This window comes from Bradyrhizobium sp. I1.14.4 (assembly GCF_050435825.1).
In the GTDB taxonomy this organism is placed as follows: Bacteria; Pseudomonadota; Alphaproteobacteria; order Rhizobiales; family Xanthobacteraceae; genus Bradyrhizobium.
This window is the reverse complement of record NZ_JBNDLA010000002.1, coordinates 200,782-215,544: the sequence shown is the minus strand read 5'-3', so window position 1 is coordinate 215,544 and position 14,763 is coordinate 200,782. Positions and strand designations below refer to the sequence as shown.

The following is a 14,763-nucleotide window of genomic DNA, read 5'->3' as shown; positions in this document are numbered from 1 at the left end:
CCCGCCGGATATTGAACCGGCGGGCCAAAATATAATCCTCAAGCCCGCCGTCGTCCTTTTTCTCCGCCGGAGGGCGTAGCCCGGCGGGCGGCTTGGTCATCGGCCTGTGGCATAGGCCCTGCAATCTAAGCTGTGCTGGGGATTTCAGCGTCCCAGTTTAGGAAGAAAACGCCGCCGGGCGTGTATTTGTGAGACCGGCTGCGTCTTTTCTTGGGACTCGGATCAGGCGCAGTCGCCGTCCCTGATCAAGGTGACAACGGGTGCGGACTTCTTCGGCGGCTCGTCGACGGAGAGAAAGTTCGTCACGAGCTGAGTTGCCAAGCGCAATACGGTCAAAGCGTCATCAGTCTTTTCCGGTAGCTGAGCAGCCAGCATCACGGCCTGACGGCGATGCCAAGATTCCTCTTGCGCCATCAGACCATTCCCCCGGGCTGCAGCGCTTCAACGGCTCGCGCTGCGGTTTGCCGGAGTTGGTAATGCCACCCATCGGGGCCGATCGCATCGGTGCACGGCCACTCGTCGCCGTTGTCCTCAAATTCGTTGGCGTATTTAAGCAAGGCAGCGACACCAGCCAGGGACGTTGGCATGGTATTGGCCAACGTCCACCCTAGTTCCCAGCAAAGGTCGCAAAGCTGTTCGACGCGCTCTTCGGCGTCAGTTACGCCGATTTCTTCCAGCGTCGCGAAGAGCTCAGTCCTGTCGCGATCGAGCTCGGCATGAAGCCGAGCCTTGATCTCGGGGGAGTGGCGATCTCCGGCGACTAGGCAATCGTCGATCGCCTCGTGCGAATGCAAATAGTGCGGCTTACCCGCCTTCATGCCCCACTGAACCCGTCCCGAGGGCCGCTGGAATTCCTCCGGTACGATTTGTCCGAGTTCGTCACGAGCCACAAGGGCGTCACTGTAGGCCTGTTGCTCGGCACGGTGCCGGGCGATCACCTCGAAGACAGGGTCGGCTTCAGGGCGTGCTAGCGCGGCCACAGGCTCCGCGGCATCGGCCGTGGCTGAAGCGGTCGCCAGCGCCAGAATGGCCCCACCAGCGGCTACGCCAGCGGCCTGGGATATGAAGCGACGCCGCGACGTGTCGGTGGGCGGCGCCTGGTCAATTGCAGACGTGTTTGCGGGTGGCGTGCTATGCACGCTATCAGCCTGGGTCATTTGGATTTGCGTCCTTCGTGGTCTGGGTTGGAGCTGAGGCGGAAGCTGAACCCTTCCCCTCAGCTTGCTTTTAAGCTAGCATATAATCAGAATGCAGCAAGATAAAAAGATAGCAAAAAAGCGCGGACGACCGGCCACCGGTACTGGCCGGACAGTCGGCGTGCGCATTCGGCCGGATTTATCAGCTCAGATCGAAACATGGCGGGCACAACAGCGGCCAATCCCCTCTGAGCCGGAAGCCATCCGCCGGCTGGTCGAGATCGGGCTAAGGGCAAAGAAATGACGATGACCGAACCTTCGGGAGCTCGAAGAAATGGCTGTGAAGCTAGAAGCCGGCGCTCGCAAGCTTCCGCAGGGCTCCGGCCGCGATGATCTACTTCGGGATATCGCGAATTTTCGCGCTCAGTTAGTCGCCCGGCTATCAAGCGAACGGCTCAAGGTGAAGCAGTAGATTGGATACGATCAAGACTGCGATGGGATGGCTGGAATTACCGCACTGGCCGATGCTCGCGGGACCCGTGCTGGTAGTGGTCGGCCTAATTGGCCTTGCGATCAGCCGCAGGCGCCGGGCCCTCGAGGGCCTCTATCGCGACTTAATTAAATAAGACAAGCTGGCTGACCTTCATATTTTAATGCGAACGTCCGAGCGGAAATGTAAAATGGCGTTGTGTCTGATCGTCACCCTGGACGTGGAGTACGGCTTCCTCGGCTTTGCCGCGGCGTCGTTCCTCCGCACTTGTCGTCAGCGTCGGCTGGTCGGGTGACGATCCATCGTCATGGATGACTGTACCTTTGGCCTCAGCTTGTTCCCCCTCACTGGGCCGCTCTTTGGTAATGAGACCCGCATGTGAACTGGTGGAAAAATTTTGGGCAGCAAAGGTTGACGCTGGCCAGCGAGGCGCCCCAGTCTCAGATCAAGGCGCCGTATCAAATCACTAGCGCGAAGATCACCAGCAAGACGATGGTGATGATTTGTTCACCGATGGGTATTGGTTGTTTAGCCATGACCCGCGCTGAATCGAAACGGCCCCGGCAGGGCTTGGGGAGCGCACCGGGGCCGCTTCGTGGCGCGCCCCTTTCCGGAGAAGCGCTATTCACAGTATCGGGAAAAGTGGCAATCGGTACTGCGCTAGCGGGCTACTCCGGAAGGTGTCCTAGTTCGCGCCGCCAGTGCGATAGAAAGAGCCTCAGGGCGTTGGAGCACTGGGGCCAAGTTTTCCTATGCATCAATGAAAATCGGGGCGTGACACCCGAAAGGCAACTACGACAGAAGGCTGAAATTCGCCGCTGTGACCGAGCCAGCGGTCGCTCCGTTCAGCCAGACCGCCGTGGCGCCGTCAACTTGGATGACGAAATAGGCGCCGTTCTGGTAGGAGTGTGACAGCAGATCGGAGAATGAACTGAAGCCGCTGCCGGTGAACTGCACGACGTCCGTGGCTGAGTTCCAGTCTTGAACGACTTGGACACTCGGCACTCTTTGGGAGACGAATGTATTGCTGCCGCCGCCACCGAAATAGTAGTTCACGCCGCTGCCGCCATCGAAGTAATCATTGCCAGCACCGCCGATCAGAACGTCGACGCCGTCACCGCCATACATGGTGTCGTCGCCATTGCCGCCGTAGAGGTAGTCGTTGCCGAACTGGCCGTACATGACGTCGTTGCCGTCGTCGCCGATCATGATCGCCCGACCATTGGCGACGATGACGTCGTTGCCTGCTCCGCCGTAGGCCGTGCTGCCGTCGCGGACGCTCATGTAGATCCAGTCGTCGCCAGCGTCGCCTTCGAGCAGATCGACGCCGTCATCTCCGGAGAGCGTATCGTTGCCGTTGCCACCATACAACGTATCGTTGCCGGTGCCGCCATACATTAGATCACTGCCGTCGCCGCCGAACAGGAGGTCATCGCCGCCGCCACCTGCCAGGACATCGTTGCCGCCGCCGCCGTACAGGCCCGGCGCAATGCTGATGCCGAGCGCGACCGTGATGTTGGCCCCGCTGTCGTTGCCATCGCCGCCATAAATCGTATCATTGCCGGCCGAGCCATACAGTGCGTCGCGCCCGAGACCGCCGTCGATGTAGTGGGACTGCGTTGTCAGCGTGCCGCCATCCTGAATATAGTCGTCGCCGTTGCCGCCATACTCGTATGACGTGTTGACCGAATTGCCACCCTGAATCCAGTCATTGCCAGCGCCGCCATACATTTCGCCAAAGGCCAGGCTGGTCCATTCCGCACTCAGGAAATCATCGCCCTGGCCGCCGTCCCAATAGTCGTTGCCGGCAATGCTGCTTCCCAGCGCGTCATTGCCCTGACCGCCATAGAGCGCGTCGAAACCAGCGGATGAGAGGACACTGTTATCGGTGCTATCGCCGTAAAATGCAGTCATGAAATACTCTTCCCGTCTAGGCGCGCGAATGGACACGCGACCTTTGTATAATCACATCGTAAATCGACAAAAGACCGCGGCAATTGCCATTCCGAACTAGTCCTAACCAACAGAGAGGCGGGGCAGATCGCGTGCGCAAAAGTAGTAGCGCCCCGCAGCAATAGCGAATCCCAGTGGAAAAGCCCGCCAGGGATGCAGCCGGCGCCGGACGGATCGACAAAAACGACGGTCGCGCCTCCTAAATGACTGGGGCGGCCAAACATCGCCGCCGGTGCACCTGATGCTGCACCGGCTGGGAAAGCAGCAATCGACCTCTGGCCATAGTGGCGGAGAGCCTCGGCGACGAGGTTGCCGGACGCCGCAGACAGACAATTGACCAACCAATAGCGCAACGGCCGGTTTGACCGGCAAATCCTGGCGGGCTTGCTTCGTACGCGATCGGCGCGATCATGGGCGCATGCCCTGGCGCACGAAGCCCGCTTGTTTCCTCAGATATTGGTCCGGCCCCGTCGACCGAAACGCCGGCTTCAACATCTTCGCCAGCGAGGAAAGCGGCGAACCGGTGGCTCGCGGAGCACGATCCCGAAGGCGTCGCGTTCCGCTACGAGGTCCGGGACTGAAGCGCCCAGGATTGCAGGTGCTGTCCAGGTAGGACCATGACACCGAGACGTGCAGTCCAATTCGGTCGCTTTCGCAGGGGAACTTAGACACTTGTCAAATGTAGGTAACTCGAGAGGGGCCGTCTACCGTTCGTGCTTTCCCTGTACGGTGACCAGCGATCTCGTCTGGAGCAACGCCTAGTATGGCGTTCCGGATCGGTGATCGCGAAGAGGCTCTGGCGCGCTAGCCCCGTCGGGGCTTTTTCGTTTTGCTGGGCCGCCAAACGCACAAACGCCGCCCGCTTAAAATACATGCGAGCGGCGTTAGCTCTAGCCCCAGGATGGATGTGCAAAATCCTGACGAGGATAGGTCGCGCAGGACGCACAAAGGTTTAATCGTCTGAAGAGGTAGTCCGGATGGATGGGCGGAACTAGCTACGGCTACGCGCGTTCATTGGACGTTGAATTAAGCTTGCCTTCCCTCGTCGCCTGCCGTCAAAAAGGGCGATATTTCGCGCTCATCAGCGAACCAGGAAGTATCACCTTAGGTGATTGGAAAGTCCCGATCGACTCCCGCCGAAAAATCTTAGGCAAACAACTATCCGGCGGCGCTGGCGTAAGCGCGTGGCATTTCCCCTTTCCCACTTTGCGCTGCCAGTCGCGTCTGTCGGCGGAGCAAACAACACCCGTCGTTGCAATCGTAACGTAGCGCGGCCCTTGGCCGAATAGATCCTGCAGCCAGCCCATTACGCGGCAACCTTTTGGATTTCATCAGCTGAGGCGTCACGCCACTGCCTCGCGGCAAAATCGTAGATCCGGCACCCTTCTTTGGTTTCGCCGCCGATTTGGCGCTCCTCAACCCGGAAAGGCAGTTTGTCAATCGGCTTGCAAATTTGGCCCCTCATCGGCGTCCAATTTTGACCCCTTTGCGCGGCGGGGTTTGCTGGTAGCGCTCGTCTCGTCGGAGCTGGCCGGGATAGCGGAGGCGAGACGAGCGCGGGTGGCGTGATCGTCGTCTCGGCTTTTGAACCGCCAGCTATCGTTGCCGGTCTCGACGATGTCGCAGTGATGGGTCAACCGGTCGAGCAGCGCGGTGGTCATCTTGGCGTCGCCGAACACGGTCGGCCATTCGCCGAATGCGAGATTGGTGGTCACGATGACGGAGGCGCGCTCATAGAGCCGGCTGACGAGGTGGAAGAGAAGCTGGCCACCGGACTGGGCGAAGGGCAAATAGCCGAGTTCATCCAGCACGATGAAGTCCATCCGGGTCAGATGCTCGGCGAGCCGACCTTGCCGTCCATTGCGAGTCTCGGTCTCGAGGCGATTGACGAGGTCGACTACGTTGAAGAAGCGGCCGCGGGCACCGGATCGGATGCAGCTTCTGGCGATGGCAATGGCCAGATGGGTTTTGCCTGTGCCGGTGCCGCCAACCAGCACGACGTTGCGTTGTTGGGCGATGAAGCCGCCGCCAGCGAGATCATTGACGAGAGTCTGATTGATCGGCGTGCCGTCGAACTGGAAGTCGGCGATGTCCTTGATGAAGTGCTCGCGCCGGATCCGGGCAATCGTCTCCACGATCAGCATCCCCCACCACCTGCTTCGTTCCAAAGCAGGCAGCGCAACAGACCAATCTGTAGGGGGTCAATTTTGGACGCCGATCCCCCGGCTTAGGGGGTCAATATTGCAGGCCGAATGACAGGGAGAAAAGAAGAAGCGCACGAAGTTCGCTTCGAAGCGGTGAAGACCGGCCGATGAAAGCAGCCGGTCAAAGAGGGTCGGGAGCAACCGTAAGAAGGTCGAACGTCGGCTCAGACGCTGGGGGCAGGACAGCGCTAAGGGAGGCCTTGACCAACCTTAGGGGGCGCCGCGGAACGCTCATCGCTCCAGCGATGCTTACGGCCAGTCGTTCCAGATATATGAGGACTGAATGCGGCAGCGCCATCGAGAAAGCGAGCGACCACGCCGACTTTTCGCGTCGATTGCGAACAGGGCATCGCAAGCGGCCGGCCGTGCATCGGCCTTTATTCTGGCCTGCACGGTGATTGTCATCTGGGCTGTTACAGGGCCTCTGTTTCGATTCTCCGACACTTGGCAGCTGGTCATCAATACCGGAACGACCATCGTGACGTTTCTGATGGTCTTCCTGATCCAGAACTCACAGAACCGGGACAGCGCAGCCATCCAGGTGAAGCTAGATGAACTTATCCGAACAGGCGCCGTCCAGAATTCATTCGTCGGAATCGAGCATTTAACCGCGGACGAACTCGAGGATCTGCGCAAGCGTTGCGAGGAACGCGCGAAGGCTGTCGCCGCGAACAGACAGGTCGAGCGGAGAACCGAGAGAGCACGCAAGGCGCACCGTGGCGCGACGGATTAGTGTGCTGTTCGCCTCGTCGTCGGCTTGTGGAGCGGGTGTTCCTTGGACTTCGCGCGCCACTTGCTCGGCGTGTTTTTAAACCTTGTTCGGGCGTAGGAAGACTAGGTTATGCGACGGCGCAAGCCGAAAATACCGTTGAGCAAGCGGCCGCCCGAATTCACGCATGCGACTGCTTTCACGCGGAAAGACGTGTGAGGTCAAGAAGCAGAGAGCTCTCATCGTCGGGATTAAGACCGCCGATCCAGACTTGGTAGATTAGCCGCCCGCCAGATGCTCGAGTCCATCCTGCCCGAACAGACGTAGGCGAGACGACGGTGCCCGCCCCTTTGGAACAAACGCCTCCAGCTACGGTTGGTCGGCACAATCCAACGGGCCGCGCGCACGCGCGGCATGGCTTAAGAGGATGTGACGCATGAAACGCACCATGATCGTCCTGGGCTGCATTCTGCTGGCAGGCCCGGCGCTCGCTCAGTCGGTCGGCGAAAAGACCGGCGTGAACTCCGTGCTCGGGGTCGCACCGACAACGGCCGATTTCGTCAAGGAGGTCGCGATCAGCGACATGTTCGAGATCGAGTCCAACAAGCTGGCCGAGCAGAAGGGCAATGCGCAGGAGAAAACATTCGCGCAGCAGATGGTGACCGATCACACCAAGACCAGCAACGATCTGAAGGGACTCGTGACGAGCGGCAGGGTCAAGGCCGAGCTGCCGACCGTGATCGACAGCTCCCACCAGAGCAAGCTCGACAAGCTCAGGGGCGCTTCGGGCAAGGATTTCAGCTCCGACTTCGACTCCTATCAGGTCAGCGCCCACAAGGACGCGGTATCGTTGTTTGAACGCTATGCCAAGGGCGGCGATAATGCCGATCTCAAGGACTGGGCCGGCAAGACGCTTCCCGCCCTCAGGCACCATCTCGAGATGGCCCAGGAGCTCGGCAAGGCCCCGAGCGTCGGCCAGTCCAGCAAGTAATAGTCTATCGGGACGACAACTTGGTGCCGGCGATCTGCCGGCATCTTTCTGCCGGTAGCACCCGCGCAACTCCGCCCACATCGACGGCGTGACGCGTACAGAGATCCCTCATGAAGACCAGGCAACCATTCTCGCGGCGGACGATGATTGGCGCGACCGGGGCCACTCTCCCGCAGCCGTCGGACAGCATTGACACGATGACATGTCTCGCCGAGATTGCCGTTGCGCACGGAGCCAGCATCAGCCAGGTCGCACTGCACGTGCTTCCCATCCCCGGCGCGACCGATCGCGCCGGGGCCAAGCTCGATGCATTCGGTTGGCGCTGATGCGCGCCGCGCACGGACCGGCAGCCTGTCACCACCATTCGCAACTCTCATCGCCGCACTGGCGCGGCTGGTTCAAGCCTGAGAACCGGCTGTCCAACCAGGTGGTCTTGCAAACCAATAGGTCGCGCCCACCTTTCTCGAATTTTCCAAATTCGATTAGGAATGAGCCGTCGATTACTTCTCTTTGATAACGGTCGTGCTGCTGCTACCAACCGTGCCTTCCTCGCAGACCTTGGTCTGCTTGATGCGGTCTTCAGCTTCCACGCGGCTCTTGAAGGCCATCGGACCGATCTGCGTCACGACTTCCTTGTCCGCCGGGCGTGTGGTGGTAATCGTGCATTGATGGCTCGGACCTTGTACGACGTAGTACTCATCGGCTAGTGCTGGGGCGGCGCATCCGATGATTAATGCGCCAGCGAGCAGAAGTGGTGCTTTCATGGTCGTCTCTCCATTTAAGTACTACCGAACAGAGGACGTGCGGGATCACGAGAGATGCCGCGTGCCACTGCGGCTCACGACCGCTCATCCTTCAATCCTTTCGGCGGTTCTGTAACGCGTCCGAGAGTTCAGAGTTCCCCGATTTCCGGTGCATGCAGGCCAGCACCAACTCTGCTGAGAGGTTGGTGCGACGATCTAAAATGGACCGCCTTCGTGTCCAAGCGCTGCGAGGCGGCGTGGCGACAAGAGCGCGATTGGGCGGCGCGGAGGTCACCTTGCCGGACAGACGTAGAGATCGCGTTGCTGATCGTAGGCGAAGTCTTCGCGGGAGAACGTCCCATCCTCGCGGGGCCGATTTATCGAACACTAGAATATGCGGCTTGATCGCAAGCTCGTTAACGAGCCGCCCCAGCATCTCGGCCGAACCGTAAGCACTGTCGGCGGCTAGGCGAGCCGAGGCGCCTGTCGGTGCGTTCAATCATTGGGCGCGCCGCACCGACCTCGGCCTGCTGATAGCTCGCGCCGCCTCGACATCGATGATGATCGCGGCCTTCGGGTCGATCAGGTAGTTGTCGGCGTAGGCAAAGTAAGGCATGCCCTTTGCAACCGCCGGTCCATTGTGCGACTGGATCCGACTTGGAGATAAAGTTCACCTCGCTCGCCGCGCCCCACACAGCCTCATCTAGGATGTCGAGACATTCGCGGACGGATCGGCGCGTCCTGGCGATTGCCTCCCAGTCAACATCGTCTGACCCAGCAGCAGAACGCTCTTTATTGGGATCGGCGGCAATCAGGCTGGCATCGACCGCAAAAGCGGCCCCCCACCCCTTCTGCCATGCAGGGCCGGGACCACGGTCGCGAACAGCTTTCGTAGCAGATCGCAATCGCGGAAGCGGCCATCTACTCTCGGTCGGGGTTAGTTGGGGGCTTAGGCCGGTGGATCAGATTCCCCCTCAATCGCTTAGAGGCTTGTTCACGCACGACTAGCTACGCAGCATGACCGATTTCGCCCGCGGCATCTGCATCGATATCGCTCCGCTTGAGCAGGTAGTCGAGGCCGCCGACACGATACCAGCGATAACCATAAGCTTCGAGCAGCAGCGTATGCCGGCCGTGTTCAGTGGCGCGGCTGTGGTCTTCCGTCAATAAATTGACCAAAAGATTACCAGCCTTGCCGGGAAGACCTACGGCGAAGGAGACCTCGCGCGGCGCCTCGTCGAGATTGTGCACGAATAGTACCGAGTTGTTGCGCCAGTCGTAGCGGATCGCCAGCACGGCCGGGTCACGCGTCGCGATTATCTTGAAGTTGCCCCAGCCAACTTCCGGGACCTCCTTGCGCATGCGGATAATGCGCTCGGTCCAATTTAGCATCGAGTTGGGATCGCGCCGTTGCTTGGCCGCATTGACGTGTTTGTATCCGTAGGTCCCATTGTCGATCACGGGCGTGCATGGATGGTTACTTTCGGTGAAGCCGGCCTGCGGTTCGGTCGACCATTGCATCGGCGTGCGCGCGCAAGCTCGCTCGGGCAGATCGAGACTGTCGCCCATCGCGATTTCGTCGCCATAGCGAATGACCGGCGTTCCCGGCAGCGTGCACAGCAGGCTGTAGGCGAGCTCGAGCCGCCGCCGGTCGCCCCCGAGCATCGGCGCAAGCCGCCGCCGGATACCGCGGTCGTAAAGCTGCATGCTCGTCTCAGGAGCGAACGCCTTGAATACGGCCTCGCGTTGCGCCTGGGTCAGGCGACCGAGATCGAGTTCGTCATGGTTGCGCAGGAACAGGCCCCATTGGGCGGTCGCAGGCCGCGGCTTGGTCGCCGTCAGCGATTTCGCAAGCGGCCGGGAGTCCGCGGAGGCGAGCGCATAGAAGAGATGCTGGTTGACGTGAAAATTGAACATCATGTGCATCCGATCGCCGTCACGGCCGAAATATTCCATGTCGGTTTCCGGCAATACGTTGGCCTCGGCGAGGATGATGGCGTTGCCCTGCCGCCATTGTAGGAATTCACGAAAGGCGCGCAGCATGTCGTATTGCTCAATGGGCTTGCGTACCTTGGCGCCTTTGGTCGCGATCACGAACGGCACGGCGTCCATGCGAAAGCCGGAGACGCCGAGCTGGATCCAGAAACCCATGATCTTGAGGATCTCGGCCTGCACATACGGGTTCGCGGTGTTAAGGTCAGGCTGGAAGTCGTAGAAGCGATGAAAATACCAAGCGCGGGCTTCCTTGTCGTGCGTCCACGTCGATTTCTGGACGCCGGGAAACACCATGCCCTTGTCGGCATTCGCGGGTTTCCTGTCGGACTAGACGTACCAGTCGCGATAGGGCGAATCCTTGTGACGCCGCGCCTGACGAAACCATGAATGCTGGTCGGACGTGTGATTGACGACGAGATCGATGATGACGCGAATACCGCGCTGCCGGCAGCCATGGGTAAATTCGACGAAGTCACCGAGCGTACCGTAGCGCGGATCGACGCCGTAATAATCCGAGATATCGTAGCCGTCGTCCCGGCCGGGCGAGGGCTGGAACGGCATCAGCCAGATCGCTGTGATACCGAGCCCATGCAGATAATCCAGCCGCCGCAACAGCCCTTTGAAATCGCCGATGCCGTCGCCATTGGCATCCATATAGGTGCCGACGGAAAGGCAATAGAAAACGCCATTCTTGTACCAGAGGTCGTCGATCAAAGGCTGCCTCGTTGGTCCAGCCGGATGTCTTGGCGGCCACGGGACAATCAGTGGCCGGTCAATGGGTTCCGCGCGAACCAGTCCCGCTCCCGCGCAAGCTTTCTCGCGAGAGGTTCCGGATAGGACAGGAACTGGGGCGGCAATTTCGACATTTTATCATCTTATAATCGGAGGAAATCACATGGACTGGAACCAAGTGGAAGGAAACTGGAAAGAGGTCAAAGGTAAGGTCAAGGAGAAATGGGCCAAGCTGACGGACGATGATCTGACCGAGATCAATGGCAAGCGCGATCAACTCGAAGGCAGCCTACAGAAGCGGTACGGCTATGCAAAGGATCAAGCCCGCAAGGATGTTGATACTTGGATTTCGACATTGCCGTAAGGATGGTCTGAAACGCCCGATCTGTGAGCCGCGCGGGGTTCGGGTGTAGCGTCCTTGAGCTATCGTGTGGGATGTCTGCCGCCGCGCTCCAAATTTCGAAGCGAAGTCATGTCTGCTTATTCGGCACGTGCAGTTTTCCCGCATCCAGCTTTCCGACAGGCTTCCTCGCGAGGCACGCGTCGGGGACATTTGCGCACGCATTTCAGCATGAGCACGCCAGGGTTCCCATAGATTTCACGAGAGAACGGTCTGACGCCACGGCTGGGCGTACTTGGCGAAGCCCATTGACGAGGTCTGCCGCCGGAACGTGGCACCCCCATCGAGGAGGCCAAGGATGGACAATCTTAACAAGAAAGGACAGTCCGACCGCAGCAAGATCAACATGAGTGAAGATTACGAGGCCAAGCACTGGACGATGACACAACTGCAAATGGCGATCGGGGAGGAGGCGCTGGACTGGTGCAAGCGCCACGTCGCGGACGTGCTGGTCACCGACGTCAGGCTGCCCGGAAACATCGATGGCTGGCAGATCGCGGAGCGCTGCCGCGAAAGCGATCCGGAACTGCCGGTGATCTACGCCACAGGCTACTCGCCCTCTGCACCTCACCCCGTGCCGGGCAGTCGAACCCTCAACAAGCCCTACCATCCGGACGGAGGTCGTCCGCATGGTGAGGGAGCTCGGCGGGCAAAGGGGGATGCCGCCGAACTAGGAGCATTCCCCGGCATCAACCGCCGGGCTTCCGCATCACTTGCGATCGGACTCCTTGGCCGGCGGACCGCTCTTGTTTCCCGGCAAGCCTTTGATGTTGGAAGTGTCCTGCTGCCGCACCGTCGGATTCTGCTGGCTCGAGCTCGAGCTGGCGCCGACGGTCTCTCCCGGCTTGGCGGCTGGACCATTCTTGTTGCCTGGCTGACCGGCGATGCCGGCACCCGAGTTCTGCGCGCTCGGAGCGCCGGAGACGTCCGGCTTCGTGGTCTGGGCAAGTGCGACGGGGCCGGAAAGCGCCAGAGCAAAGACCAGCGCGCTCGCGATGGATCTCATGGTGAACCTCCTCTGAACGGAATTCGGAAGCGCGGGGTTGCGGCTACCTTCAAGTGGAACGTCGCACTGGCTTGCGCGTTCCTGGCATTCGCCGTGAGCCAGTTCTTCCTTGCGCTGGGCCGTCAGCCACCACCGGCGTCGTCCTTGCGTGGGCGGCACCCGCCCGAGCCTCTTCTCTCTGCCGCGACCGCCTTGGCGCGCTCCTCGCAGCGGGCGCGCAGCTCCTCCAATTCGTCGGCGGAGAGATGCTATATGCCGACGAAGGAATTCTGGACGCTCCCGGTTCGGATGAGCTCATCCAGCTTGACCTGGACCGCAGCGCTGTCCCGGTTCTGCGAGTTCTGGATCAGGAAGACCATCAGAAAGGTCACGATGGTCGTGCCTGTGTTGATGACGAGCTGCCACGTATCGGAGAATCGGAACAGAGGTCCCGTAACGGCCCAGATGACGATCACAGCGCAGGCCATGACGAAGGCCGATGCCCGGCCGGCCGCCTGCGAGGCCTTGTTTGCGATGGACGCGAACCACCGCCGCGGGTGCCGCTCGCTTTCCTGGTGGCGCATGCAATCCTCCTTCTATCGAACCGTAACCACACACCCTGAACAGCGCCGCTCAGGGGACGAGCGGAGACGCGGGCGTGCCGAGGTGTTCGGAGACGACCGAGAGGTGCGCTGGCCTGGCGGCGAGAAGCCGCCGATAGTGGGTCTCGTAGGCTCGCGCCATCCGGTCGGACGTGAAGCGCTCCTCGAACCGGGCCCGGACCTTGCGTCGGTCTAGACCTGGCAAGTCTTTGACCGCCTGTACCGCTTCCGCTTCATTCTCGAGGATGAAGCCCGTCAGCCCCTCATCGACGACCTCGGGCACCGATCCGGCCCGGTAGGCGATGACCGGAGTGCCGCACGCCATGGCCTCGATCATCACCAGGCCGAACGGCTCCGGCCACTTGATCGGAAAGAGCAGGCCGCGGCATCCGAGAGAAACGGCTGCTTGCCGCGTTCGTCCACCTCGCCGACGAGCTCGACCCGCGTCCCGTCGATCTCTGGCTGGATCTGCCTCTTGAAGTAGCCGGTTTGGCCGCGAGGTACCTTCGCAGCGATACGCAACGGCATGCCGGCCGCCCTCGCGATCCGGATGGCGTCCTCGGGCCCCTTGTCCGGCGTGAGCCGTCCAAGGAAGGCGAGGTATGACCCGGGAGCGTAGGACGGCCGAAACAAGCCGGCCGGCAAGCCGTGATGCACTGTCCCGCACCGTTCGCGTCCTCGAGCGGAGCGGGCTGGTTGTCGGAAATCGAGACGAAGCACGCCTCGCGAAATTGCCGAACCACCTCGCCTATGCCAGGCAGGTCGAGGCGCCCATGCAGGGTGGTGAGGAACGGCACCCCGCTCCGGCTGAGTGCCGGCAGATGCAGCCAGTCGATGTGCGCATGGACAACGTCGAACTCGCGGGCACGACGCGAGACCGCTTCGATCAGGAGCGCGCAGGCCGTGTTCGGGTCGACGCGCGGGCGCCCGAGGCGCAAGGCGCGCGGCCACACCGCATGCAGCTCTCCGCGCGTCCTGGAATCGGAATCGCCGCTCGCGAACAGGGTCACGTCATGGCCGAGCTCAACCAGCTCGTCGACCAGCCAGGCCACGACCCTTTCCGTGCCGCCATAAAGTTTCGGAGGCACGCTTTCGGCTACTCACCCGGCGTGGCCACGACTGGACGCACCGCTTCAAGAAGGTCGCCCACGATGCCTGGCGCATCAAGGCGAGCTCGGCCGTCATCGACGGCGAGATCGTCGTCCCCGCCGCCGACGGCAGCACCGATTTCTCGGTGCTGCAGAACGAGCTCAAGGGCAAGTCGACCAAGATCGTGCTGGTGGCGTTCGATCTGCTCTATCTGAACGGCCGCGATCTCCGGAAGCTGCCGCTCATTCAGCGCAAAGCCGAACTCAAGAAGATCCTAACCGGCACCGACGTCCAGTTCAGCGAAAGCTTCGAGATCGAGGGGCGCGAGATGTTCGCGCACGCCTGCAAACTCGGCCTGGAAGGTATCGTCTCGAAGGTGCGAGACGGTCCCTATCCGAAGGGCCGTACAAGCGACTGGGTCGGCCGCCTCAAGGGCGACGATCTGATCTATGCGGGCAAGGTCGATCATGGCTTCGACAAGACGTCCGCCGCTGACCTCCAGAAAAGACTGAAGCCGCTGATCCGGAAGACACAGCCGTATACCAAGCGCATTGGACACAATGGCATCTGGGTCGAACCAAAGTTGCTCGCCGAGATCGAATACCGCGCGAAGTCGGCCGAGGGAAAGGTCCGGCACCCATTCTTCCGAGGCGTGCGCGAGGATTTGTGATGGATGCCTTCGATCGCTTGGCAGTGGGCGAACAAGCCGCTGGGTAGTCTAATGACGCTGCCTG

Annotated in this window: 9 protein-coding genes and 7 pseudogenes; 6 read left to right on the top strand and 10 right to left on the bottom strand. The window is 60.9% G+C overall.

The features are described from left to right. Window positions 1–222: 222 nt before the first annotated feature. From ABIB78_RS04740 to istB, 4 genes and pseudogenes are all read right to left on the bottom strand, one after another. Complete coding sequence (locus ABIB78_RS04740) at window positions 223–414, bottom strand: hypothetical protein (protein ID WP_429022027.1); 192 nt, start codon at window positions 412–414, stop codon at window positions 223–225. Continuing rightward, window positions 414–1,157: a hypothetical protein gene (locus ABIB78_RS04735; protein ID WP_429022024.1), complete on the bottom strand. Its 744-nt coding sequence runs from the start codon at window positions 1,155–1,157 to the stop codon at window positions 414–416. Before ABIB78_RS04735 ends, ABIB78_RS04740 begins: the two co-directional genes overlap by 1 nt. A 1,261-nt stretch (window positions 1,158–2,418) precedes the next feature. Then, the gene (locus ABIB78_RS04730; RefSeq protein ID WP_429022022.1) at window positions 2,419–3,540 is read right to left on the bottom strand and encodes a calcium-binding protein; all 1,122 of its coding nucleotides are present in this window, start codon (window positions 3,538–3,540) and stop codon (window positions 2,419–2,421) included. A 1,475-nt stretch (window positions 3,541–5,015) separates the two neighbouring features. Beyond that, window positions 5,016–5,675: pseudogene (gene istB / locus ABIB78_RS04725) on the bottom strand (IS21-like element helper ATPase IstB); the annotation flags it as partial. A gap of 391 nt (window positions 5,676–6,066) precedes the next feature. Between istB and ABIB78_RS04720 the strand changes: the two are divergent. The 3 genes from ABIB78_RS04720 (at window position 6,067) to ABIB78_RS04710 (ending at window position 7,809) form a co-directional block, all read left to right on the top strand. Beyond that, window positions 6,067–6,516, top strand: a complete 450-nt coding sequence (locus ABIB78_RS04720) for a low affinity iron permease family protein (protein WP_429022019.1) — start codon at window positions 6,067–6,069, stop codon at window positions 6,514–6,516. Window positions 6,517–6,928: 412 nt separating this feature from the next. Continuing rightward, a complete protein-coding gene (locus tag ABIB78_RS04715) occupies window positions 6,929–7,483 on the top strand; it encodes a DUF4142 domain-containing protein (protein ID WP_429022016.1) in 555 nt (184 codons plus the stop codon). A 110-nt stretch (window positions 7,484–7,593) separates the two neighbouring features. Then, complete coding sequence (locus ABIB78_RS04710; protein ID WP_429022013.1) at window positions 7,594–7,809, top strand: hypothetical protein; 216 nt, start codon at window positions 7,594–7,596, stop codon at window positions 7,807–7,809. Window positions 7,810–7,983: 174 nt separating this feature from the next. Here ABIB78_RS04710 and ABIB78_RS04705 read toward each other — a convergent pair whose 3' ends face one another. The 3 genes and pseudogenes from ABIB78_RS04705 to ABIB78_RS04695 form a co-directional block, all read right to left on the bottom strand. Further along, entirely contained in the window at window positions 7,984–8,247 is a 264-nt protein-coding gene (locus ABIB78_RS04705; protein ID WP_187435099.1) for a hypothetical protein, read from the bottom strand. Between the two features lie 276 nt (window positions 8,248–8,523). Next, window positions 8,524–9,145: pseudogene (locus ABIB78_RS04700) on the bottom strand (IS5/IS1182 family transposase); the annotation flags it as partial. Window positions 9,146–9,234: 89 nt separating this feature from the next. Then, window positions 9,235–10,935, bottom strand: a pseudogene (locus tag ABIB78_RS04695) (alpha-amylase family protein). Window positions 10,936–11,116: 181 nt separating this feature from the next. Between ABIB78_RS04695 and ABIB78_RS04690 the strand changes: the two are divergent. After that, the gene (locus tag ABIB78_RS04690) at window positions 11,117–11,317 is read left to right on the top strand and encodes a CsbD family protein (RefSeq protein ID WP_148753408.1); all 201 of its coding nucleotides are present in this window, start codon (window positions 11,117–11,119) and stop codon (window positions 11,315–11,317) included. Window positions 11,318–11,651: 334 nt separating this feature from the next. Continuing rightward, window positions 11,652–11,849 (top strand): annotated as a pseudogene (locus tag ABIB78_RS04685) (DUF3606 domain-containing protein); the annotation flags it as partial. Window positions 11,850–12,062: 213 nt separating this feature from the next. Here the strand turns inward: ABIB78_RS04685 and ABIB78_RS04680 are convergent. From ABIB78_RS04680 to ABIB78_RS04670, 3 genes and pseudogenes are all read right to left on the bottom strand, one after another. Then, window positions 12,063–12,359 carry a hypothetical protein gene (locus tag ABIB78_RS04680; RefSeq protein WP_429022008.1) on the bottom strand — a complete coding sequence of 99 codons (297 nt, stop codon included), beginning with the start codon at window positions 12,357–12,359 and terminating at the stop codon, window positions 12,063–12,065. 122 nt (window positions 12,360–12,481) lie between these two features. Beyond that, window positions 12,482–12,922, bottom strand: a pseudogene (locus ABIB78_RS04675) (low affinity iron permease family protein). A 49-nt stretch (window positions 12,923–12,971) separates the two neighbouring features. Beyond that, a pseudogene (locus ABIB78_RS04670) lies at window positions 12,972–14,028 on the bottom strand (glycosyltransferase family 4 protein). Window positions 14,029–14,033: 5 nt separating this feature from the next. Between ABIB78_RS04670 and ABIB78_RS04665 the strand changes: the two are divergent. Continuing rightward, a pseudogene (locus ABIB78_RS04665) lies at window positions 14,034–14,699 on the top strand (DNA ligase); the annotation flags it as partial. Between the last annotated feature and the right edge of the window lie 64 nt (window positions 14,700–14,763).